This is a genomic window from Shewanella sp. (assembly GCF_041630135.1).
In the GTDB taxonomy this organism is placed as follows: Bacteria; Pseudomonadota; Gammaproteobacteria; order Enterobacterales; family Shewanellaceae; genus Shewanella.
Genome location: NZ_JBFKLW010000030.1, coordinates 15,047 through 37,127 on the forward strand (window position 1 = coordinate 15,047; position 22,081 = coordinate 37,127).

Consider the following 22,081-nt stretch of genomic DNA (forward strand, 5'->3'; position numbering starts at 1 on the left):
AATCCTATGCAACATACCGTAAGTACCAAAACCCTGATTAAAGCGAGCCTGTCGGCTACTGTTGTGGCTGCCTTAACCTTGGTGACATTGATACTGCCCGCCGAGTACAACATCGACCCAACGGGCATCGGGCAGTCTTTGGGCTTGACCAGCATAGCTCAGGCCGCAGAAGCGGAAGCATCCCCAATCGTGAATGTGGAAGGCAGCGATGAGTTTCAAACCATCGAAATCACGGTTCCTGCAGGTCGAGGCGTGGAGTATAAGTTTGCCATGCACCAGTTCGCCAAAATGACCTATGAATGGCTGACCGATGGCGAACCCTTGTATTTTGACCTTCACGGCGAACCCGATGGTGACACTACCGGCTACTTCGAGAGTTACACCATTGCAACGTCGAGTGAAATGAAAGGCAGCTTTACCGCGCCATTCGCGGGTTCTCATGGTTGGTACTGGAAAAACAAATCAGATAAACCAGTGGCCGTTCAGTTAATGGTGAAAGGGCAATACGACGTGATTGGCCTCAAGCAATAAATAACCTTTGGAAAATGGAGACTAAAATGAAATCTTTAATATCAGTAGTCGCAATTTGCTTTGCATTGGCAAGTAATGGCGTATTCGCACATGGTGATCACGGTATGATCAGTGGTCAAAATGCCATCAACATCGCAACCAAGTCGGTTCAAAAGATGACTTTCAAAGACATGGGCTTTGACGTGGGTAAACTGGATGAATCCTGGAAGTCCACAGATGACGTAAGTTACACGTTACACCAAACGACATCTGAATATTATGTCATCAAAGCAGAGAATAAATTGAAACATGACCACATACTGATAGTCGTTAGCATGAATGGTCAAGTTGTTGATGTTAAAAAGAAGCTCTTTGAATGATGTTGGTGCTGGCGTCTTGCTTAGACGCTGGCACTTCAGCTTCTCTCGAAGCTTGTAAAAGAGGTCCATTGCTATGCTCTCAAAAACAAAATTGATATTTATACTGATGTATCTGTTATTACCTTACTCAGTCCATGCGGAGGGTCTACAGCTTCATTTTTCCGACCAAGAAAATGGCCTTATCATTAGAGATTTAAAAATCGATGAAACGATAAGTGGTACTGTCATTGAGGGCGTACTGAGATCTAGTGGCAATAGCTCTGGTGCTGAAGGAGTCATTCAACTTCAATTTCTAGACTCAGATAACAAAATCATTGGTGTAGAACATATAGCGTACAACCCCGAAAAACTCAAAAAGCGGTTTGATGCCATAGATAAATCCCACAGAACTAAAGTCCCTCATGTCCATTTTCAATCCTCCCCACTGAATCGTTCTAATATCGAAAAAGTTGTTCTCACCGTGAAGTAATCAACATCAAGGACGTTACATCTTTACTCCGAGCCTTCCCCTAGATTAGTACTCATCGCATGATGAGTTTTAGAGTTTATGATGCCATGCAAAGCATGGCACATTGTTCACTGTACAAGGTGGGGAACATGGTTGTGAGAACAAGCCATAGCTCTATATTGTATCTGGCTTCATCTAAGACTCTGCTCCAATGCTGGTTAACACTTTCCATAATGACATTTTGTGTAAATCTTCTCTGGATAAAATTCTATGGGAAACCCGCTTCCTTCTTTCAAAAGAACATGATGAACAACATCCGTTATTTTTGTACACTGCATACGTTTTAATTACTCTTAACATGCAATTATTTACGCATCAATTTAATACGATTTTACTTACAGAGTTAATTAAATTATTAGTGTCACTTTTCAGAACATAAGATTTACTGAGTCATATTCAATACTCTGAGATTTTTACTTATATGCTAACTCTAATTACTCTCATAAAGAGATTTATATGAATTTTCCATTTTTAATCTCTTGTTCTCTAACACACCAAGCTAAATTGATTGCGTCAAGAATTAACCGTTCAGACTTATGGTCTCTTTCTGCCTTGTCGACCATCAAATCCAAGGTATTTAGGCACTTACTTCGTCTGAACTTTAAAACCCAATCTCTCGATATTTCATCTACTTGCTCGTAATTAAAGATTTTTATCATGTCTTCGTAACAACTCCATCAAAAACTTCAATGAGAGGATTCAAGTTGCCTAAATAGCCTTCTATATTGGCATTTAACCAATTATTTCTTGATACGGATTGCCAGTTCAATTCATATCCGGCTGGGATAGCTAATATTTCACAGAACAACCTTAGTGTTCTGCCATTCCCTTCTCTAAATGGATGAATAACATTCATTTCACAGAAAAAATTAGACAAGCCTCTGACAAATGTATTTCTATCAAGATCAGAAAGAAAATTTAGCATCTCTAACTGAGAAAATAGCTTCAAAGACTCCTTTTCGATATACCTGGCACTACAAAATCTAGTATCGCATTTTGATATGTCAACAGTTCTTATTGTTCCAGCCCAAGAATAAAGATCTTGAAAAAGATATTTATGGATTTCGCAAAAATAATCAAACGAGAGGTTTTCAAAATTAGGATTGAATGAAACTATTCGAGCTGCTGTTAAGGAGATTTCTGCAGCCTCAAGCTCTTCTTCGTCACGAATATCGAAATTATTAATTAAAACATTACTGTCTGGGTAGCAATAAATGTCTTGTCCGACACCATACTTATCAGGCATTTAGCTTTGTCAACTCCTCTAACCGAGCCAAAACCTTGGAGTTATTAACTTTTTTTGCTTGAGCTAAGTCGTAACCCTCCAAGCGTAAGCTTTCAGCATAGTTTCTGACCTTTGATGCCTCAAAACGCTTGAAATTCAATGCATTGTTCTTCATAACTATCTTCCAAAAGACTACTAGAGCAAATTTTACTCTACAATATGTTAAAAATCAATTTTATGAATAGATGCGCATTATAACGATTACGCCAGCTATTCCATTAAACCGGTTATTACATATTAACATGCACAAATCGCACGTTTACACGAACAGTTAAGCTTTTTTGTATTTACTGACGGCGTTGTTGACTAAATCCTTCTGAGCCATTTCAGCCGCTGGTGATCAGATCTTTCAGCACAGACTGACAGAGTCATCATCATGGGCAAAGCCAAGCACAAAATCATTAACTGGCCTGAGTACAACAAGAGTTTACGCAATCGCGTTTCATTGACCTTTTGGATGGATGATGAGGCCATTAAAGGCTGGTTATGCCATCAGCATTATGGTGGGCGAGGACGCGGCTTTCTATTTACAGACCAAGCGATTGAAGTAACTCTGATGCTGAAAAGCGTTTTTGGCTTGTCGTTGTTCGCCACAGAGGGGTTCATTAATTCCTTGTTTAAGCTGATGGATGTTCCCTTGGCAGCCTCAGCAAGCGAGTTAAAACCGTGAAAATTGCCTACCGAGCGCCGAGACATGGCTCGATTGCCCATGTCGTTATCGATGCCACAGGCTTGAAATTCTTTGGCGAAGACGAATGGAAAATCCGCAAGCATGGCAAACAAAAGCGCCGCATCTGGCGCAAGCTGCATTTGGCAGTCGATGCCCAAACACATACCATCATTACGGCGGAAGTCAGTCTTGAGAGCGTTGGCGACAACGTCGTGCTGGGCACCTTACTCAAGCCGATGCGTCGTAGCATTGAGCATGTTTCTGCCGATGGCGCTTATGATACCAAGGCTTGTCATCGATTGCTGACACGTAAAGGGAGCACCGCAGTTATCCCGCCGAGGCCAAATGCAGGCATTTGGCGAGGAGAGCACATCCGCAACTAGGCGGTAATCGCTTTGAAAGCAGATCAGTTGGCAGAGTGGAAACGCCAACAAGACTACTGCAAAAGGTCACTGGCAGAAACGGCCATGTACCGAAAAAGCAACTGATAAGCCCAAGCCTGAGTCTGCGTGACTACAATGCCCAAGTCGGGGAAGCTATGGTCGGAGTCAAGGCTTTGAACAAAATGCTTAGCTTGGGTATGCCCTCGGGGGGAACCGGTCGTTAAACCGAGCAAGACCTTGGGGCAGTAGCTGTTCACGCAATGATTTGATCAACAACGCCAATTTACCCTGCAAACTAGGCTATTTTTTGCCAGCTTAGGCGAAATCTGATACAAAGAATGTTATCAATTTCAGTTGTCTTTTTAGGGAATTTGAACCCTAATTCGAGCAACGTAAAGATTCTAGAACGCCGAAAGGACAAGAAAATGGAATTCATTATAGGTGCAATCGTTATTTTTGTTCTCTATAAACTCGGGTCTGGGAAACCAAAACCAAAAGCGAATGTAAGTACTAACACTAGCCCGTCAGTAAGCATTACAAGCAATAGTATCAATTCAAAAAACACTCGTTCATCTGCTAGTTCTGAGGTTGAAAGTGCCCGAGATGATGATTTCGCGACATTCAGGGTCTATACAAGTTATGGCGCAGAAGCGGAAAAGTCGTCCAACACTCAGAAAGGCCGTTGGGTCAGCGAAGAAGACCAAATGACCATTAATGGCAGGCAAATAAGCAGAGGTTTTTTCTATTTTGGCGGGGTGCTGAAAGCCCTCTCGGGGTACGGAATTGAGCCATCATTAGTCGATGAAAAGCGCCAGGCACTAGCAAAAACATTCAAAACTGGCTCAGATCTATACACTGATGAGTCACTCGGTTACTGGCCAAGTTATGCCACTTTATCCAAGGGATGTAGGGGTGCATACCTTGATTTTTTGGCTTCGGACCGTTCTGATCCAAGAACGCCAATTGGCTATGTATTCATATACTTTTACGGATTTGAAAGACGAATTATTGAAAACAAGACAAATAATTCAGTATCAGATAAAGAGTTTTTAACCATATTTGATGAAGTCTTGCGCCTCAATAAAGTGTTCAATGACAACCGTTCCTTCAGAGGATATTCTACAAACTTCCTGGAGTTAATGACCCTGCTAAGACCGGCATTGCTAGAACATAGAGCGGCAGATGTCCCAGAAATAAACAACGGATTGTCGTTCAAAGTTAGACTTGCGACCACGATTGCTAATAGCCAACCTGTTAACGCAGATCTTGCACTGGATTGGCTAAAAAATACATTTGAATACACTCTAAAGACACCTGCTAGAAGGTGCGAACATGAATTCAGAAAACTTTTTCAAATAAGGTTTAGAGATAAATTTGGCGATGGGATACCGGTAAAGCCCAACAAAACAAAACTCATGCTTTCCTATCATGCAGCCAGTAACGGCATACATAGCGTTGACTTGAATTTGGAAGATTTACCCGACCCTAGCGTGCTTAAAGCGCCATTAAACAAAATCATACCGATAGCTGAGCAGTGCACTGATGAGCTAAATAGCTATAGCCGGTACTTAGGAAAGGCAGATACGTCTAAGAATGATATCGCTGCATTAATGCTATTGCCCAAGGAGCTTGCAAACGAATCTGACTCTCCTGTCATTGGTTCTTTCAAGCAATGGGCTGAGCAAGTTATTGCTGATCACAAAGGGCTGACAACAGTTCAGGAGTTTTGGTCCCATACAGGAATGCCGTTACCAAAAACTCTTAATAAAAAGGAAATCGACCTGCTGACAAATCTCGCTGCGAAGGCGGGAATTGGTATCGCACCGGATCTACGCTTTCACTTAACCAAGTTCAAAGCTGACGGAAACATCGTATTGTTTTCCCCGGGACATGGAGAATTCTTTGAATCGTCTCCTGCTTTTCATCAGGTAATGCTCGCCTTAAGACTTGGTGCGATGGTGGCGACAATTGATGGTGTTTTAGCAGATGATGAGAACAGAGCGCTTCGCAGAATCATCGAGCATGATGACAAGCTATCACCAACGGAGAAGAATTCGTTATTTGCATATCTAACATGGCGTTTAAATAGCCCAGCGAATACTGCTGGTTTGAGCGCAAAAATAAAGCAACTAAACGAGACTCAGATCCAGTTCCTGAAGAAATTTATCGTATCAATTGCCCTTGCTGACGGTAAGGTAGATGTTCAAGAAGTAAAGCAAATTGAAAAGTTATATACCTCCCTGGGCTTGGATAAATCACTCGTAGCAAGCGACATCCACCACCTAACTATGACCCAAAAGGGCTCATTATCAGCGCGGCAAGATGCAGACAAAACCAAAGATGTGTTTCAGCTAGATGAAGACATTTTGGCCATGCATGAGAACGATACAAGTGACGCAAAAGCCATGTTGGAAAATATTTTTACTGAAGATGATGAGCCTGAATCTGAGCAAATTTCGGTCACCATCTCTGATAATAGTGGTCTGGATATGACCCACCTAGCCCTATTTGAGCAGCTAATAACAAAGGCTGTATGGACTCGTCATGAAGTTCATGAGCTCTGCAGCAAACTCAAACTGATGATCGATGGTGCGATAGAAACGATTAATGAATGGGCTTACGATAAAGTCGACGCATCTGTATTGGATGATGATGGTGATATCTATGTTGATCTCGAAATTGTCGAAGAATTAAGGGGTAAATGATGATTGCAAAGAGAATTCGGGCTAAGGAAAGAGACGCAATTATCCAATCTCTTAAATCGGGTGTAACGCCTAAAGTCGGGATACAACATATTCAGGTGGGTCGGGCAAATGAACTCAAGGCCATGATCCAAGATATCGAACGGATCGCCGATGGGGGCTCCGCCTTTAGATTAATTATTGGGGAATATGGCTCGGGTAAAACCTTTTTTTTAAGTGTTGTAAGAGCTATTGCGCTGGAAAGGAAGCTGGTTACCGTAAACGCAGACCTATCACCCGACAGACGTATTCACGCCTCTGCAGGCCAAGCAAGAAACCTATATTCAGAGCTAATGCGCAACATGTCTACTCGCAATAAACCTGACGGTAATGCGCTAACAAGTGTCGTTGAGAAGTTTATTACTGAAGCTCGCATGGAAGCTGATTGCACCGGAAAGAACATCAATGCTGTCATTCATGAAAAGTTAGCGTCTTTATCAGAGCTAGTTGGTGGGTATGATTTTGCCAAGGTTATCGAAGCCTATTGGACTGGTCATGATGCGGATAACGAGCTACTTAAAGCAAATGCTATCAAATGGTTACGTGCAGAATACTCAACTAAAACCGATGCTCGTAACGACCTCGGTGTAAGAACAATTATCTCCGATACGTCATTTTATGACTCACTCAAATTGATGAGTTTGTTTGTTCGCCAAGCCGGCTATCAGGGGCTTTTGGTCAACCTAGATGAGATGGTGAACCTTTATAAACTCAATAACACCACAGCAAGAACATCGAACTACGAACAGATCTTACGCATCCTGAATGACTGTCTTCAGGGAACTGCGGAGCATTTGGGTTTTTTGCTTGGCGGTACTCCCGAATTCCTTCTGGATCCCAGGAAAGGCCTTTACAGCTATGAAGCGTTACAGTCCAGGCTTGCCGGTAACACCTTTGCTAAACAAGCCGGTGTTATCGATTATTCATCCCCTGCATTACATCTGGCGAGTTTGACGCCGGAAGAACTTTACATCCTGTTGAAAAACTTGCGTCATGTTTATGCCGAGGGTGATGAAAGTAAGTATCTTGTTCCTGATGAGTCGTTAAAGGCGTTCTTAAAACACTGTAGCCAAACCATCGGTGATGCTTACTTTAGAACGCCCAGGAACACCATTAAGGCATTTTTGGATATGCTTGCGGTTATCGATCAGAATCCGAATATTGCCTGGAATAATCTTGTCGTCTCTGTGGCTATTGAAGAAGAAAAACCTTCCGATGTTGAGCTTTCTATAGAAGATACTGAGGATGATCTGGCCGACTTTAAACTATGAGGGATGAGCATCAGAAGCTGGACATCAGAGTTCAGCGTTGGATTTTTCAGCAAGGCTGGTCTGGACTCAGAGAGATCCAAAGTATTGCTATCGATCCCATTTTATCAGCCAAAACAGATGTTCTTATAAGCGCATCAACTGCTGCAGGTAAGACCGAGGCGTTTTTTCTCCCGGCAATCAGTGCTATTGCAGAACAACAGGAAGGGGTCGGTATTCTCTATATCAGTCCCCTCAAAGCGCTAATCAATGACCAAGACAGGCGCCTGGAAAGTCTATCAGACTTACTTGATATGCCAGTTACGCCCTGGCATGGAGATAGCCCTCAGAGCAAAAAAAATAAGCTGAAAACCTCTCCTGCTGGCATTGTTTTAATCACGCCGGAGTCACTTGAGTCGCTTCTCATCCGCGATGCCGGGTGGGTTAAATCGGCTTTCTCTAAACTAAAATATGTTGTAATTGATGAGTTCCATGCCTTTTTAGGCTCAGAGCGTGGACACCATTTACTCTCATTACTCCATAGGCTAGAACACCTACTTGGACGATTAAAGTCCCCCATTCCAAGGGTCGCGTTAAGTGCTACGCTAGGCGAAATAGAGAAAGTCCCTTTGGCTTTGCGCCCTAACCAATCATTACCATGCAAAATTATCAGGGATACAAATGCTGTCTCAACACTTAAAGTCCAGATAAAAGGCTATATTAATCCTGCTCAGGTAGACGTCGAAGAACCCATCGATGCTGAATATAAAATTTGCCAAGATCTCTATAAGTTTTGCCGCGGTGGAAACCACCTAGTCTTTGCTAACAGCCGCAATAGAACGGAAAGCATAGCGGCAACGTTAAGCGACATGTGTGATCAACAACATGTACCTAATGAGTTTTTCCCTCACCATGGTTCGCTTTCAAAAGAACTAAGAGAGAGCCTCGAAAAACGGCTTCAACAAGAACAATATCCCACAACAGCGGTGTGCACCATGACCCTGGAACTCGGTATTGATATTGGAAAAGTCAATTCAGTTGTCCAGGTTACGGCCCCTCACTCCGTTTCAAGTCTCCGCCAGAGAATGGGGCGTTCAGGACGCAGGGGCGGCGCCTCTATTCTTAGAATGTTGATTGCTGAAGATGAACTGACTAAAGATTCAAACCCGATTGATAAGCTGCGTCTGGAGTTAATCCAGTCCCTTGCCATGATAAGACTGCTTATCAGTAGTAAGTGGTATGAGCCGGCCGATACATCGCTTTATCACTTTTCAACGCTGCTGCATCAAATCCTCGCGGTTATTGCACAGTGGGGAGGTATTAGAGCCGATCAGTTGTACAGCCTGCTTTGCAAACAAGGGCCTTTCAAAAATGTTTCTCCAGCAGACTATAAGGCTGTTCTTTTGCACATGGGTAGCTCAGAATTAATTATTCAGCTTGGTAGTGGAGAGTTAGTTTTAGGTGTTTTAGGTGAACGAATAACTGGGCATTACTCATTCTATGCCGTGTTCAAAACTCCTGAAGAATTCAGGATTGTCAGTGGTACCAAAACGCTTGGTACGTTGCCTATCGACTCATTGGTACTCGTTGGACAACACATTATTTTTGGCGGAAGAAGGTGGATAGTCAAAGATATCGACAGCGAAAAAAGGACGATTTATGTTGAACGGGCAAAGGGAGGAAAGCCTCCAAAGTTCGGTGGTAGCGGTATGTCAGTGCATAACGTGGTGCGCCAGGAAATGTTTAAAATTTTAAATGATGGCGATTACCGAATCGCCGTTGCTGACCAAAAAATTGACTTTGCTGATGCCAACGCGAGAGAGCTGTTTAGACAGGGCGTGGCTTTTTTTAACGAGGCTTCACTGCAGCAGAATTCATTGCTTCAACACGGTAATGATGTATACATCTTTACATGGCATGGCGATAAGGTCGTCAACACGATAGCAACATTACTCATTAAAAATGGGTATGAAACGGGTGTTTACGCGGGGGTTATTGAAGTCAGTAATACGTGTTTAAGTAATATTAAATCGGAATTACAATCGCTGAAAGATCTTGAGCTGCCAAGCGCTGAGGAGCTCGCAAATTTTGTGTTCGAAAAACGAGTTGAAAAGTTTGATGAGTATTTACCTCCGAAGGCGCTCCAACTAGCATACGGCGCTAGAACTTTCGATCTTGATAGTACCAAAAACTGGCTTATCTCTACGGTAAGTCAGTACTAATTTCTCAAGGAAGTGAGAAATACTGATGACGCGGAAAACACTAAAATTTTTGAAAGAAACATAAAAATTTTCTTATTCCTTTCTCTATTGCCTTATGGATTCTGGCTCCTATATTTTAACTAATGAAATTAAATATATAAAAAATAAATCACTTAACTCCATGTTGGCGAGTAAGGTTTACGAAGATCAAGCAGGCTTTTTGGTTTCATTTGCTGCCTTCTAAAAATCCGGTATTAATCATGCAACGCTTAAGCTTCATTCGCACGCTGATCTTGGTTGCCTCGATGCAGAACATATTCTGAGCCATATACCGAAGACCCGCCAGATTCTCAGCGTCATTGTCCAAGTAGATCAGACAGACAACTTCTTGAAGGTCGACATCTAGGATTGTAGAGGTTAAGTAAAATTGGCCACAGGTTTAATACTTTTTATCTACCGCCGTTCCGATTTATACGGCAAGTGACAGTGGCTATCAGGAACACCGTATTGCGGGAAGATGGTGCCAATTGGTCGTGTACTGTGGGGTAAGCAGCTCTCGGCGCATCGCCCATTTTTGCTCGATACCTTGTGCCGCGAGGAACAAGGTATCAGAGCCATAACGGTGGTTAAGGGCATCACAGGCTTGCATTATCCGAGGATTTGCTGGGTTCGGTGAAAAGAGATCAGCTTGAAAGTGTACTTCGTCTGTCAGGTCGAGCAGCCCTACGCCAATCTTGTAGTAACGCACACCTGGGCGGTAAAGTTCAGGTACAACCCTACTTACTTCGGTGGTTATAACTGCGGAGCAGTTTGTAGGTACGGCAAACTTAACCAACCGCTTAAAACCCACAGGACGTTCGTCATAGGGGCTGTTATTGGCAAACACCAACACAGCGCCAGTAAGGCTGCCTTGCTTGCGGGCTTTGGCCGCAGCAATTCCTACATGCTTGGCAATTGCCTGATTCAAACATTGCATATCAGTGATCCTCTCACCCACAGAGCGGGTTGAAAATATCTGCTTCTTGTCCGCCCTGGCTTCATCCCAGCCCTTACACGGCAATCCAGAAAGCTCCCTAACGGTACGCTCCATTTCGATGCTGAATTGTTTACGTGCTAACCCTGGGGGCATGTTGGCCAACTGCCAGGCATTGCGAATATCCATCAATTCCAGTCTTTTTGATAACTTGCGGCCAATCCCCCACACATCTCCTACAGCCATTTGTTCAAGTACATACTGGCGCACATCTTCGCTATCAATGACACAAACCCCCCGATAGCCTTCGAGTTTTTTCGCTGCATGGTTGGCGGCTTTGGCTAGTGTCAGTGTTGAGCCCATACCCACACACACGGGTAAACGCGCTTCTTTCCATACTGTGCGCCGGATTAGCATGCCCTGGGAATAGAGGTCTTTTATGGCTGGATATGAGCGGCGAAAAGAAAGAAAGGACTCATCTATTGAGTAAACATGCTGTTCGGGTGCAAAGCGACCAATGATCTGCATCATCTTGGATGAGAGATCGCCATACAACTCATAATTTGATGATAGTGCTATGACACCTGCCTTCCGGCACAAGTCTCGTACCTCAAAGAAGGCTTTGAATTTTTCAACCCCTGCGGCCTTGGCTTGCTTGTTTACAGCAACTACGCAGCCATCATTGTTTGACAGCACCACAATGGGCTTTCCGCGCCAATCCGGTCTGAATACTTGCTCGGCGCTGCAGTAAAAGGAGTTGGCATCGACCAGGGCGAACATTTCAGCTCGCCTCCAAGACCTTGCTTGGCCTGTGACAACGGATAGAGCGGATCACCACTCCCTCAATGGAAAACTGATCCCACTCCAATACAGGAACTGGCTGATGAGATTCGTTGGCAGACAACAGAAGCTTGCGCCTGGTATCTATCAGCTTACAGACAAACTCGCCATTCAGGTTTGCAACTATCACATCGCCACTTCTCACCATCACGTGCCTGTCTACGATCAAGACATCGCCATCGAAAATCCCAACCCCTTGCATGGAGTCCCCTGCCGCTTGACCGATAAAGGTCGCACTCGGATGCTCGATAAGTAGCTCATCAAGGCTCAGGGGGAGTTGGTAGTAATCCGTTGCGGGACTTTCAAAGCCGGTGATCCCTGCTCTCGCTCTAAGAGGAATGACTTTCATGGAATACACACAAATCACTGTTCATATATACAGTATAGTGTGTTTTGGCCATTTTCGGCAATGACTATGGGCACAGGCAGTTACTTAAGTGCCATGATCGTACAGTGTCATGCGTCCAATATCAGTCGTTTTAACCTTTTCAGGGCTTCTATCTGAACTGCATGCAGCGTGTCGTGATCCTCTTTAAGCACGTAACTGTCCATCCGCTTCTTGTGTGCCCATTGTTTCTTCTTGAGCTTTCGAAACCAGTACGCAAAGCCATACTGTTTAACTTCAAGCTTTTGCATTGGCGTTAGCAAATTGATCAATGTTGGACAGTAGAAGCAGGTGCCTTTAAGAAAATAAGGCAAGGCCTCCAGGTTACCAAGGCTCACAGGAACGGTGTCGGCGGGCCTAAACGCCTTTTCTACTCTCGAAATGGGAATGAGTCCGGCGTCCTCGACGTTGTAACCAAGCAGCGAAACAATGTATGGCCCCACATCATAGTATTTTTGAACCTTGTCGTAGGCATGAAGGCACGTTGACGCGGGATTACCGAACTTTTGCGTACCGATTAGCTTGCCTTTGGCCGCTAGGTTTAGGTGATGGTTGAGATGTTTGACGTTCGGGCGGTCTATGAGGAGATAACGTAGTGGTACACCGAAGAGATCCATTGCGATGTCTATTCGTGTAACATTAGCTACCCTCAACAAAGCCTTAGCACGCTTCCCGAGCAAAGACTTTATCCACTGAAAAAACTCAATAAGCTCCTGCTCTGTGTGCCTTGCAGGATTAAAAGCAATTTTCAAAAGCCGCTGGTTCGGGCGATGCTCTTTTACCTTCTCATGGAGGCCCCAGCTGATACGGATTTTAGACTTTTCGACGTTAACGAAGGACGCGAAGTTTATGTAAACGTCTTTGTTATTCTTAAGCATCCATGTTGGACCACTTTTCTTAAGTTTCAGCAGACTCCCTTGATATTGTGTCACAGCCTCATCCAACCCGCTTACAACAGAAGAATCAGCATCCACTGTCAGATACAGCATGTCGACGAATGGTTCGCAGTCATATTCAGCGGGATCTTCCAACATCGCACTCATGTAGCGGGACAGCTTGGCAAGCATGTTTTTACTGAATTTCCGGTTTGTTGGCTTATGGCGATACCAATCCTTCAACTCTTGCCTTACTGGTTTCGGGGCCTTAAGGGTTCTGCATGCCGGTAATCGCAGATGGTTCGTTGCTTCTTTGTAAGCACCTACCGCATGCTTATAAGTAGTTGCAGAATGAACCCTAATCACACTAGGTAAGTTCTTACTAAAAGGAGATGTCATACACTGCTCTCTAGATAGTTCAATATAGAGACAACAAAAAATACTGTTGTATTATAGTGAGTTACACTGGCTAGCGTGATTAGTGTTGTGTTCCAAATTTGTTAGAGCAGTGACCATTGTTTTTGGATTCACTTTTGAATTTGCACACTAAGCACACTAATCACACCAGTAACCTTGCGGGGAGGGCTTCTCCCCAAACATCAATGAGGTCTACCAGACAGCTTTGGGGTTGATTTGCCAAACCTTCTTACCGTCCTTAAATTTTGGCCTAACCAAACCGCACTTTTCGAGGTAGTGGAGAGCTTCCAGGAGTGCTTCTTTTGCTTCATCGCCGCGTCCACTAAAGCCCTTCCAGTTGCATTGGGCCATTTCAGAAACTGACAACATCTTCGTTACGTCCTTCTTCTTCAGCCTTTCAAACAAAAGCTTGGACTTTTCTTGTTTTGCTACCCCATCAACCCCAAAAATCGTCATCGCATGGGACTTTAGATAGTCAATAGTCTGCTCAACGTAATCAAAAGCTTCTGCAGAAATGAATTTAATCGGCGTAAATGTGTCATGATCAACATCGTAATTAAGGAATACCTGAAAAATCAGTCCTAACTTACAAGCTAGCGCTTCGTATTTGCCGAGTTGGCTGTGCATCAGATGCTTAGGATCATACTTACGACGCTCATTTTGCAGATGAATAAGCCAGTTTTCATAAGCCTTACGGGCACTACTGGAAAAATGAATCTGCAAATGGTCGCCACTACCACTAGACAGCAGATTCGGTCTCCATTTGGCAAGAGAATCAAAAAACTGGTTGCAAGTGATAATCTGCAGCTCAGAGAATCCACCTTTAATTGATGGAATGTCATGAGTTGTAACGGGGAGCACCATCCACTGGAAACGATTTAGCAATCCATCATTCCCATTACCTGATTGAGCTGCACTGATAAAAGGCTCCAGAACATCAGGCTGAATTCCTGCAAGCACTGAAACGACAGCCTTCTCTATGACCTTATCATCCTGATTGGCACGTGAAATGTTCAGATGCCCATTACCAGATTCACTATTCAAAAAAATGCCGCGAAGTGCTGATGACGAAGCATCAGGCTTTTCCATACCTTTAAAGAACGCTCCACCTTCGTCGGCAACATAAGCAATCGGTCGGCCGAGTTGCATCAGCTTATAAAGCGCTGCAAGAGTCGTATCCGTGGAAATGTGAATTCCTCTGTTATTTCTGCGCTTAGGCATGATTTTCGCTAGTCTTGCTTTGCACTGGAGCTCAACTTCATCTATTGAAAGGCAAGGATTTTCCTCGTCATCACTATTGCTGGCAGCTTTCATAAGACTGCTCTTAATTTGTTGACGTATGACCTGCTCTGCCATTTCCTCCTTCCGCTCCCGACTTTCGTCACGCTGAAATATGCAACTGCTTGCACTTTTTAAGGCTGCCAACATCACTGGTGTTTTCCCTGCTGAAGGATGACCAACATTCATTACCCAAATATTAGGGGATACATGAGTTGTAGAGCCCTTATGCACTGCCACCCGGAAGTCTTGAGCAAGGATAGCTCCCGTAAGACCAATGATTGAACCAATAACATAGTCAAAATTGCTATTGCCTCGCATCCATATCGATTTTGCCGCCTTGAACAAGGTTGGTGGGACAGCAAGTTCATCAAGAGACATTGCGTAGTCTCCGATTTCTGAGAATGATCTATGAGGGAGCCAATCAATCGAGCCGATTCGGCTTACTATTTCGTAGTGTGTCAATATCTTAGGCTGATTCGAAATTTTGATATTCTTTCGACCAAGGCGAACGTTTGACAGGATGCGAAATTCACAATGTGTCGGAGCAGTAATAGACTTCAAGTGCTTACGAGCCTCATCATTACATTCGCAGCAATACACCGCAGCAAACGCTTGCTTTGAACTGTACCAATAGACGGCATCTTTCGTCCGAGCTGAGAATACCTCCAAGTCATTACCACATTGGCTTTTTGGATATTTAACCTGAACATAGAAGGTAAAGGGGCTTTTGGGTCTAATCCCTTCCACTTGTCCCCCATTGTCATCGGAACCATAAGTAAAAAATTTCAGGTGGTTAATTCCGTCCTTAAGTCCCATCAGACACAAGATTGTTTCATGAGCAATCGTCCGCATTTCTGTCGGACAGGCTTCAACGATCTCTAGGTTTTTTGCGTTATTGATACTCATTTGTCATAACTCCTTAGCTATTCAATGGCTGGTCGAGAGAAGCTCAGAACTTCGTCAACGGAAATACAATATCATTATGAAAAATAAGGTATTCCCTCCGACTCCCACTTCTGGATCACATAAGGTCTCGTAACAAAATTGAGTCTAAAAAGGTGGGAGAACTTTGGTAGCTACACAGAGTTCAAATAATGGTATTTAAAAACAATGACATAGAGAGATTTTGTTTTTTGAGAACGAATGCCGACCGTTCTACATCTATCGCTCTGAATTTTTTTAAAAATATCTCTTCATGAAAGTGGTTGGAATCCAGTAGATTCAATGCTTAGGGGAGATGGAAAGCTCGTGTATTGACAAATTTCATGATTGCGGCATGCATTCACACTTTCATGAGTAAAATAGAGAATGTATTTTAAATACAATGAGATGCAATGTTGGAGAGCAAAAATATGGATATAGATATGGATATAGAAAAGTTGGGAACTAAAGACCACCCCATCATTTTAACAAAAAAAATTACTGAGAGAGCACTACTCAAAAAACACATGCCAACCTCAGAAACACCTGATTTTGCAAGATTTTCAAAGAATTCGGAGTATCTACATCATGTATTAAACATCATTGCAGCAAAAGAGATCAATGCAGATGAAATTAAGCTTGCTCTTTTCCTTTATGAACTGTATTGCTTCGAGAAAATCTCTGAAATCGAATTAATCGATATCACGTTAAGCATTGATAACCAACAAGAAAACCCATCGCCAAAGTACATATATGCCAAGTCTCCCGCCCTAGAAAAGGTCAAAAAATACCTAAAACCTAAAACCTCGTTTTTTCACATGCTAAAGAAAGAAAACATCATTTTAGATGCTCCTGAGCAGATTCATATGTATCTGACAAAGTTACATGACTTAGGATTGCTTACCCTTACAACTGTCCCATATGGAAATGATATCCCGAATGTAGATGCAAAGTGCCAGGGCACACGTTATGCGTTCATCGAATTAAATCGTGGGGTTATTAACGTCAAGATAAACAGGCGTTGGGGCATGCAAAAACAAGAAAAAAATCAAACAAATTCAAAGGAAAAGAACATTGGCGAAAGTCAATCTATAGCTGGTAACGCAAAGGCTATTCTTAAGTCCAGGAAAAAATAGTCGAGCTTCAGCCGTGTCAAAAACACCGGCTGAAACACCGCTTTTCCAGTGATACCATGGCTTTATAGCGTGGTATCGCTATCCCACATCTATTCAATCCACTATCTCAACATCTCAATCTGAATCCACTGGAGTTAACTATGACTGCAGCGACTCCGTACGCGCTGTATTTGAGCCGGTTATCGGCGACAAGTCAGCGTTCTATCCATTCGCAGATGCGCAGCATCGGCAAACTGATGGACTGGCACAGCAGCGAACTGGAACTAAAGCTCTCTGCGATCGACTATCAGCAAGCAATGCAGCTTCGGGCGCTGATGGTGCATGCTGGCTGGTCAGCGCGTTCCATCAACAGAGCAATGACAGCTATTCGGAATATCGTCAAAGTCGCAGCGCTGATGGGAAAAGCAGATGTTTCCCAAGTTGCGCATATCGAGACGATAGGACAGATGAAGCATGGACAGCATCAGGGAAATCCACTCACAAACGAACAAGTGACAGCACTGTTTACGCGACTGAAAGAGCGAAAGACTGACTACGGAAAACGGACATTCGCAATCTTCGCGCTGTTCCTCGGCACAGGGCTAAGACGCAGCGAACTTGCAGCGCTCAAGCTCTCAGAGCTGGACTTAGAGAAGCAGACGCTGACAGTACTCGCAGGTAAAGGTAACAAGAGTCGCATTCTGTTTCTCCCAGCATGGGTAGAGCAGGCACTGGTTACATGGCTCAAGGTCCGTGGGCAGCAGCAAGGCTATCTGATCTGCAAATGCAGTCTCACAGGGATTAAGCGAACGGGTACGGCTGTCAGTCCAGATACGTTATATCGCATCGTCCGGGAAACGTTGTCAGAGCTCGGCGTTCCAGGCGTTTCTCCCCATGACCTTCGCCGCACCTTTATTACCCGCTTGTTGTCCCAGCGCGTGGATATCAACACAGTCCGGCAAATGGCGGGACACGCTGATATCAGTACAACAACGCTGTATGACAAACGCAGCGATGACTTTATGCGACAAGCTGCAGCGCAGTTGAACTTTGATGCGCCGCCGATACGCAAGCGCAGGAGACAGACATGATTAAGCGAAAACGTTGCTTGAGAAACAACAAGCAGTGTCAGTTTCTCGCATCCCATTACGCTCAGCTACTCGTAAATGAGGCATGGCAAAAGGACTTCTCGCTGTCGGGAACAACACTCAGGATCCTGACAGGACAAGACGCAAGTGTGCATCAGCGCTATCAGTGGGATGACATCACTGCGCTGCTTCCAGCGAAGGATAGCAATCCTGTCGTATCCGAGACTGTGCAGCACAACTCTGCGTTTCTGAGCCGCACCTTCGAACTGCCGAAACATGCTGAAAAGATGCTGGAGTTCATGATAGTACTGAGCAGCAACGATGGATTACAGCATGTGATGCAGCAACTGTCAGATGCAGATCCTATGGTGTTGGAACGTACGCTCTGTGCGCATTACAACATCACGCAAGACGACTTCAATAACATCCTCAAAACGCTGACGGACTTCCAGCTAATCTGTGCGTCATCGACATATCATCTCGGATTACTGCGTCTCTCCGGGCGTTTAGCGAATACGCTGACGACGCATAAATTGAGTGAACCTGCCGAGCTACTGTCGGAAGTCACTGTCCAAAGTCCTGCTGCGCAATTCACGCTGAAGCAGTTTGAGCATGTCGATGCACAGATGCTGCAACGCTATCTTGCTGCCGCGACCAAGCAGCAGCTTAAAGGGATCAATATCCTGCTGTATGGCGAGCCTGGCACTGGTAAAACGGAGTTAGCGCGTACACTCGCAAAGTCCATTAACAGGCAATTACTGGAAGTCCGAAGTGTGCATGTCGAAGAAGGACGTTTACTCGATGACATAGGTACAGGCTCTCCGTCACGCAGGCGGCTCGGCTATATGAATATGCTGCAATCGCTGCTGAAGCACAGTCACAGCACTGTCCTGCTCGTCGATGAATGTGAAGGACTGTTTGATGACATCAGCACTGTCTACACGAAGGAAGCGTTTGTGCGTCTACTGGAATCCAATGCTGTTCCTGCTATTTGGATTACCAACCATGTGGAGCTGTTGGAGCAAAGCTATGTGCGTCGCTTCAAGCTTGTGATGGAACTGCCTGTACCGGATGAGCACTTCTATTATCGGATGAATAAGCCGATTCTGAGTCCGCTCAATGTCTCCAAGGAGTTCATGTTGCAGCTCGCAGGAAGTCTTCACGTATCACCTGCCGTTATTGCAAATGCTGCGCATATTGCGAAGACATTGGAGCTTCAAGGAGAAGAAGCAGAAGCGCTGATAGACAGCGTGATTGCATCAACACAGCAGGCAAGCGGCAAGGAGGTATCCAACACGCGTTATCAAGGCGATATTGCGTTCGATCCTGCGCTGTTCAATCTCAAAGGACAGGAAGCGAATGCAACACTTGCTGACATTGAATTTGCAGTCAGTGAAGGACTTCCGGTACGGGTGCTACTCACCGGACCACCAGGGACAGGGAAAACCGCCTGGCCGCACTATCTCGCAGAGTGCATGGGACTCGATGTACTGCACATTAAAAGCTCGGATGTACTCAGCAAATATGTTGGGGACAGTGAGCAAAAGCTCGCTGCGCTGTTTCGCAGTGCTCAGCAGTCGCAGCAGCTCATATTACTTGATGAAGTCGACAGCATCTTATCGAAGCGAGAGAGCGCGAATGCAGTTCACGAAGTGCAACTCGTTAATGAATTGCTGTCCCAGCTCGAATGCTGCCAAGTGCCTGTGTTTGCAGCGACGAATCATCTGAATGCGCTCGATAGCGCTGTGATGCGTCGTTTCGACTTCAAGTTGGAGTGTGACTATCTCACTCAGCAGCAAAAGGAGTTGCTGTATCGACAGACGCTGCAACTGCGAAAGCTGACAGTAGATGAGCAGTCTGCCCTTGCCAAGCTTACGTATCTGACGCCCGGAGACTTTGCCATTCTTGCGCGCAGGATGATGTTTCAACCCAACCAGAACCACAGAGCCAATGCTGTTGCTTTGCTAAGTGCGGAGAACAACCGCAAGCAAGTACAGCGCCCCATCGGATTCATCCGATAACCCACCGATAGAGGAAAACACCATGTCTAATGTATTGAGTTCGCTCAAGGTCGTCGTTCGCCCTGAAATTGCCCCGAAGCCACCTGTGCTTGGGAAACGCATGAAGATGCTGGATAAGCTCGACATGCAACTGGAAATGGCAGAGTGCGATGTTGCCGGAAAGCCGTTTGAAGCCTTCCGCGAGAAGACCGTGAAAGATCCCGAGACAGGAGAGCGTAAGACTATTCGCCGGAAATACAATGTCCGGCCCTGGTACTACGACAGTGATGGACACTACTTTCTCGAAGTCAGAGTCAGTGGAAAAGTCATTGAGCTGGAAAAGGGGAAGCCCACCATTGATGTGGGAGACAAAGCCAAGTTGCCGGAGATCCTGCGACTGTTGATAGATGCAGTTGAGAAAGGAGAGCTGGATGACTTTTTACTGCCGCCTGAAAAGCAGAAGCCTGTAAATGACAGCAAATCTACTGCGAAGTCAGAGACAGCCGCCAAGTCAAAACCTACTGCCACCAACACCACCAAAGCTAACGCATGACGCTATTGCCGACTCCAGCAAGGGGCTTCGGCCCCTTTGTTGTTTCTGGCGTTTGATAAGGAGAGAAATCCAATGGCTATCATTCGGGAAATCAACGTGAAGTATCAATTCCGCGAGATAAATTCCGAGCTCGCTGAAAAGGAGCTCAAGCGTCCTGCGCAGACTGCAGAAGTGTTCGACTATCTCAAGTACGAGTCGAAGGAAGTGTTTGTCGTCGCGAATCTGACGTCACAGAACACGATTAACTGCGTTGAAGTGGTGGCGACAGGCACAGTCAACAGCATCAGTATGCGCGCAGTAGAAGTGCTACGCAGCGCTGTGATCCTCAATATGCCGAGCGTCATCCTCATCCATAACCACCCGTCGGGAAACCCAGAGCCCAGCCGTCATGACATTGCGTTCACGCGCAAAGTCGTCGAGGCCGGCAAGTTGCTGGATATCACTGTGATTGATCACGTGATTATCGGATTAAACCAACACCATAGCCTACGTGAGTCGCACAGCGACATCTTTGAATAAGGAAACCACACCATGAATACCATCATCAGAAAGTTAGTCTTACCTGTGTCGGAGAAAATGCTGAGTGCGCTTGAGCAGCGTGTCAGCAACACGGTCGGCTCAGTCATCACAATCAGCTTTAAAGATCCGAACTACAGTCCAAGCAAAGGCGGTTTTCATCCAGTGGAAATCCGTCTTGAACGGCAGGGAGAATACCTGCGCCTAAGTTACATCACCGACTTTTGCTATGTCGGTATGGGTGACAGCTGGGAGCTCGCGAAGGAGTTGGACTTTGACTTCGACTGCAAGGTGTTTCAGAACATGGTTGGCGTCTACAGCATCAAGTCAGCTGTGGAGATATACCAAGTATGGGAGTCAAACTTCCTCAGTTACTGGCTCGAAATGGACGTATTTACCGTAACCATTTCGCCGGAATGATGTGCAAAGCTGAGATAGTCAATTTAGGGGCAAAATCGAGAGCAAAAAGGTGCCGGAGTGCCTTGCAAAGGATGGTAAATTTGGAAGGACTGAAGGGTAAAAAAAGCAGAAAACGGAACCGATTCCGGACTAAGGCGTAAGCGTGTAACACCTTATTTTAGATACAAAAAAACCGACTTAATGTCGGCTTTAAGGATGGTACCAGAGGACGGACTCGAACCGTCACGCTTTTAAGGGCGGTGGATTTTGAATCCACTGTGTCTACCGATTTCACCACTCTGGCACAAATTTTTTCGCGAAATTCTTTGCAAAACTTTGCAAGGGTTTCACATGTTAACTTTTTAAAACTAACTTTTGACTTTCAACAGCTTAGCGAAATTTTTTGAGAAGACGCAGCGCATTTTGAATCCCCTGTGTCTACCAATTTCACCACTCTGGCATCATATTGTGTGGTCGTAACCGAATTCGGTCATCGACTCTGGGCATGGATTATACCTGTGCCCCATCACTTGGCAAGCCCTTTACCTGAGTTTAAATGCCACTGACAGTCAATCGCTTAAAAAATCAGCCAACATAGTGAATTGATACCTTTACTGATAAAAAATGGGCAACAACCTACGTCACTGGCAGGCATAGGTTCTATTAGCCAGACACTGAACAATCACATTAATTCAGCATTGAAATCTTCTTCCTGGCCAAATCTGCGCTGATAATCCAATACCGCAACAACAATTTATTAGCCGCCTGGTTGTGCTGCTGAGGCAAGCCGAAG

General features: G+C 44.8%; 18 protein-coding genes, 1 tRNA gene and 1 pseudogene. 13 read left to right on the top strand and 7 right to left on the bottom strand.

Going from position 1 to position 22,081, the window contains the following annotated elements; genetic code table 11:
- The first annotated feature begins 6 nt into the window (after positions 1-6).
- The 3 genes from ABYK60_RS10040 to ABYK60_RS10050 all read left to right on the top strand — a co-directional run bounded on the left by ABYK60_RS10040 (position 7) and on the right by ABYK60_RS10050 (position 1,359).
- Complete coding sequence (locus ABYK60_RS10040) at positions 7-531, top strand: hypothetical protein (protein ID WP_372871883.1); 525 nt, start codon at positions 7-9, stop codon at positions 529-531.
- 26 nt (positions 532-557) lie between these two features.
- A complete protein-coding gene (locus ABYK60_RS10045; protein ID WP_372871885.1) occupies positions 558-890 on the top strand; it encodes a DUF6488 family protein in 333 nt (110 codons plus the stop codon).
- A gap of 73 nt (positions 891-963) precedes the next feature.
- Entirely contained in the window at positions 964-1,359 is a 396-nt protein-coding gene (locus ABYK60_RS10050) for a hypothetical protein (protein ID WP_372871886.1), read from the top strand.
- Positions 1,360-2,053: 694 nt separating this feature from the next.
- Here ABYK60_RS10050 and ABYK60_RS10055 read toward each other — a convergent pair.
- Positions 2,054-2,644, bottom strand: coding sequence for a putative adenosine monophosphate-protein transferase Fic (locus tag ABYK60_RS10055; protein WP_372871887.1), 591 nt, complete (start codon positions 2,642-2,644; stop codon positions 2,054-2,056).
- Entirely contained in the window at positions 2,637-2,798 is a 162-nt protein-coding gene (locus ABYK60_RS10060; protein ID WP_372871888.1) for a YhfG family protein, read from the bottom strand. The genes ABYK60_RS10055 and ABYK60_RS10060 overlap by 8 nt, the downstream gene beginning before the upstream one ends.
- 261 nt (positions 2,799-3,059) lie before the next feature.
- Between ABYK60_RS10060 and ABYK60_RS10065 the strand changes: the two are divergent.
- The 4 genes and pseudogenes from ABYK60_RS10065 (at position 3,060) to ABYK60_RS10080 (ending at position 9,946) form a co-directional block, all read left to right on the top strand.
- Positions 3,060-3,960 (top strand): annotated as a pseudogene (locus ABYK60_RS10065) (IS5 family transposase).
- A gap of 201 nt (positions 3,961-4,161) precedes the next feature.
- Positions 4,162-6,441 (top strand): TerB N-terminal domain-containing protein, encoded by a 2,280-nt coding sequence (locus tag ABYK60_RS10070; protein WP_372871889.1) that lies wholly within the window; start codon positions 4,162-4,164, stop codon positions 6,439-6,441.
- The gene (locus tag ABYK60_RS10075) at positions 6,438-7,748 is read left to right on the top strand and encodes an ATP-binding protein (RefSeq protein WP_372871890.1); all 1,311 of its coding nucleotides are present in this window, start codon (positions 6,438-6,440) and stop codon (positions 7,746-7,748) included. The genes ABYK60_RS10070 and ABYK60_RS10075 overlap by 4 nt, the downstream gene beginning before the upstream one ends.
- Positions 7,745-9,946 carry a DEAD/DEAH box helicase gene (locus ABYK60_RS10080; protein WP_372871892.1) on the top strand — a complete coding sequence of 734 codons (2,202 nt, stop codon included), beginning with the start codon at positions 7,745-7,747 and terminating at the stop codon, positions 9,944-9,946. The genes ABYK60_RS10075 and ABYK60_RS10080 overlap by 4 nt, the downstream gene beginning before the upstream one ends.
- A 472-nt stretch (positions 9,947-10,418) precedes the next feature.
- Here ABYK60_RS10080 and ABYK60_RS10085 read toward each other — a convergent pair whose 3' ends face one another.
- The 4 genes from ABYK60_RS10085 to ABYK60_RS10100 form a co-directional block, all read right to left on the bottom strand.
- Positions 10,419-11,678, bottom strand: coding sequence for a Y-family DNA polymerase (locus tag ABYK60_RS10085; RefSeq protein WP_372871893.1), 1,260 nt, complete (start codon positions 11,676-11,678; stop codon positions 10,419-10,421).
- Position 11,679: 1 nt separating this feature from the next.
- Positions 11,680-12,087, bottom strand: a complete 408-nt coding sequence (locus ABYK60_RS10090) for a LexA family protein (RefSeq protein ID WP_372871895.1) — start codon at positions 12,085-12,087, stop codon at positions 11,680-11,682.
- A gap of 107 nt (positions 12,088-12,194) precedes the next feature.
- The gene (locus ABYK60_RS10095) at positions 12,195-13,397 is read right to left on the bottom strand and encodes a hypothetical protein (RefSeq protein ID WP_372871897.1); all 1,203 of its coding nucleotides are present in this window, start codon (positions 13,395-13,397) and stop codon (positions 12,195-12,197) included.
- A gap of 210 nt (positions 13,398-13,607) precedes the next feature.
- Entirely contained in the window at positions 13,608-15,602 is a 1,995-nt protein-coding gene (locus ABYK60_RS10100) for a DUF3987 domain-containing protein (RefSeq protein WP_372871898.1), read from the bottom strand.
- A 428-nt stretch (positions 15,603-16,030) separates the two neighbouring features.
- Between ABYK60_RS10100 and ABYK60_RS10105 the strand changes: the two genes are divergently transcribed.
- The 6 genes from ABYK60_RS10105 (at position 16,031) to ABYK60_RS10130 (ending at position 21,309) form a co-directional block, all read left to right on the top strand.
- Positions 16,031-16,753, top strand: coding sequence for a hypothetical protein (locus ABYK60_RS10105; RefSeq protein WP_372871899.1), 723 nt, complete (start codon positions 16,031-16,033; stop codon positions 16,751-16,753).
- Positions 16,754-16,893: 140 nt separating this feature from the next.
- Positions 16,894-17,823 (top strand): tyrosine-type recombinase/integrase, encoded by a 930-nt coding sequence (locus ABYK60_RS10110; RefSeq protein WP_372871900.1) that lies wholly within the window; start codon positions 16,894-16,896, stop codon positions 17,821-17,823.
- On the top strand, positions 17,820-19,841 hold the full coding sequence (locus ABYK60_RS10115; RefSeq protein ID WP_372871901.1) for an AAA family ATPase: 2,022 nt from the start codon (positions 17,820-17,822) through the stop codon (positions 19,839-19,841). The genes ABYK60_RS10110 and ABYK60_RS10115 overlap by 4 nt, the downstream gene beginning before the upstream one ends.
- A gap of 22 nt (positions 19,842-19,863) precedes the next feature.
- A complete protein-coding gene (locus ABYK60_RS10120) occupies positions 19,864-20,373 on the top strand; it encodes a DUF6641 family protein (protein WP_372871902.1) in 510 nt (169 codons plus the stop codon).
- A 72-nt stretch (positions 20,374-20,445) separates the two neighbouring features.
- Positions 20,446-20,892 (top strand): JAB domain-containing protein, encoded by a 447-nt coding sequence (locus tag ABYK60_RS10125; protein WP_144224912.1) that lies wholly within the window; start codon positions 20,446-20,448, stop codon positions 20,890-20,892.
- 12 nt (positions 20,893-20,904) lie between these two features.
- On the top strand, positions 20,905-21,309 hold the full coding sequence (locus ABYK60_RS10130) for a DUF2787 family protein (protein WP_220066646.1): 405 nt from the start codon (positions 20,905-20,907) through the stop codon (positions 21,307-21,309).
- A gap of 196 nt (positions 21,310-21,505) precedes the next feature.
- Here ABYK60_RS10130 and ABYK60_RS10135 read toward each other — a convergent pair.
- Positions 21,506-21,592 (bottom strand) — tRNA-Leu (locus tag ABYK60_RS10135).
- Positions 21,593-22,081 lie beyond the last annotated feature (489 nt).

Coding starts and splice junctions, on each gene's coding strand:
- ABYK60_RS10060 (WP_372871888.1), bottom strand. CDS start 2,798: ATGAAGAACAATGCATTGAATTTCAAGCGTTTTGAGGCATCAAAGGTC.
- ABYK60_RS10040 (WP_372871883.1), top strand. CDS start 7: ATGCAACATACCGTAAGTACCAAAACCCTGATTAAAGCGAGCCTGTCG.
- ABYK60_RS10130 (WP_220066646.1), top strand. CDS start 20,905: ATGAATACCATCATCAGAAAGTTAGTCTTACCTGTGTCGGAGAAAATG.
- ABYK60_RS10095 (WP_372871897.1), bottom strand. CDS start 13,397: ATGACATCTCCTTTTAGTAAGAACTTACCTAGTGTGATTAGGGTTCAT.
- ABYK60_RS10090 (WP_372871895.1), bottom strand. CDS start 12,087: ATGAAAGTCATTCCTCTTAGAGCGAGAGCAGGGATCACCGGCTTTGAA.
- ABYK60_RS10105 (WP_372871899.1), top strand. CDS start 16,031: ATGTTGGAGAGCAAAAATATGGATATAGATATGGATATAGAAAAGTTG.
- ABYK60_RS10055 (WP_372871887.1), bottom strand. CDS start 2,644: ATGCCTGATAAGTATGGTGTCGGACAAGACATTTATTGCTACCCAGAC.
- ABYK60_RS10075 (WP_372871890.1), top strand. CDS start 6,438: ATGATGATTGCAAAGAGAATTCGGGCTAAGGAAAGAGACGCAATTATC.
- ABYK60_RS10045 (WP_372871885.1), top strand. CDS start 558: ATGAAATCTTTAATATCAGTAGTCGCAATTTGCTTTGCATTGGCAAGT.
- ABYK60_RS10080 (WP_372871892.1), top strand. CDS start 7,745: ATGAGGGATGAGCATCAGAAGCTGGACATCAGAGTTCAGCGTTGGATT.
- ABYK60_RS10120 (WP_372871902.1), top strand. CDS start 19,864: ATGTCTAATGTATTGAGTTCGCTCAAGGTCGTCGTTCGCCCTGAAATT.
- ABYK60_RS10100 (WP_372871898.1), bottom strand. CDS start 15,602: ATGAGTATCAATAACGCAAAAAACCTAGAGATCGTTGAAGCCTGTCCG.
- ABYK60_RS10085 (WP_372871893.1), bottom strand. CDS start 11,678: ATGTTCGCCCTGGTCGATGCCAACTCCTTTTACTGCAGCGCCGAGCAA.
- ABYK60_RS10050 (WP_372871886.1), top strand. CDS start 964: ATGCTCTCAAAAACAAAATTGATATTTATACTGATGTATCTGTTATTA.
- ABYK60_RS10115 (WP_372871901.1), top strand. CDS start 17,820: ATGATTAAGCGAAAACGTTGCTTGAGAAACAACAAGCAGTGTCAGTTT.
- ABYK60_RS10125 (WP_144224912.1), top strand. CDS start 20,446: ATGGCTATCATTCGGGAAATCAACGTGAAGTATCAATTCCGCGAGATA.
- ABYK60_RS10110 (WP_372871900.1), top strand. CDS start 16,894: ATGACTGCAGCGACTCCGTACGCGCTGTATTTGAGCCGGTTATCGGCG.
- ABYK60_RS10070 (WP_372871889.1), top strand. CDS start 4,162: ATGGAATTCATTATAGGTGCAATCGTTATTTTTGTTCTCTATAAACTC.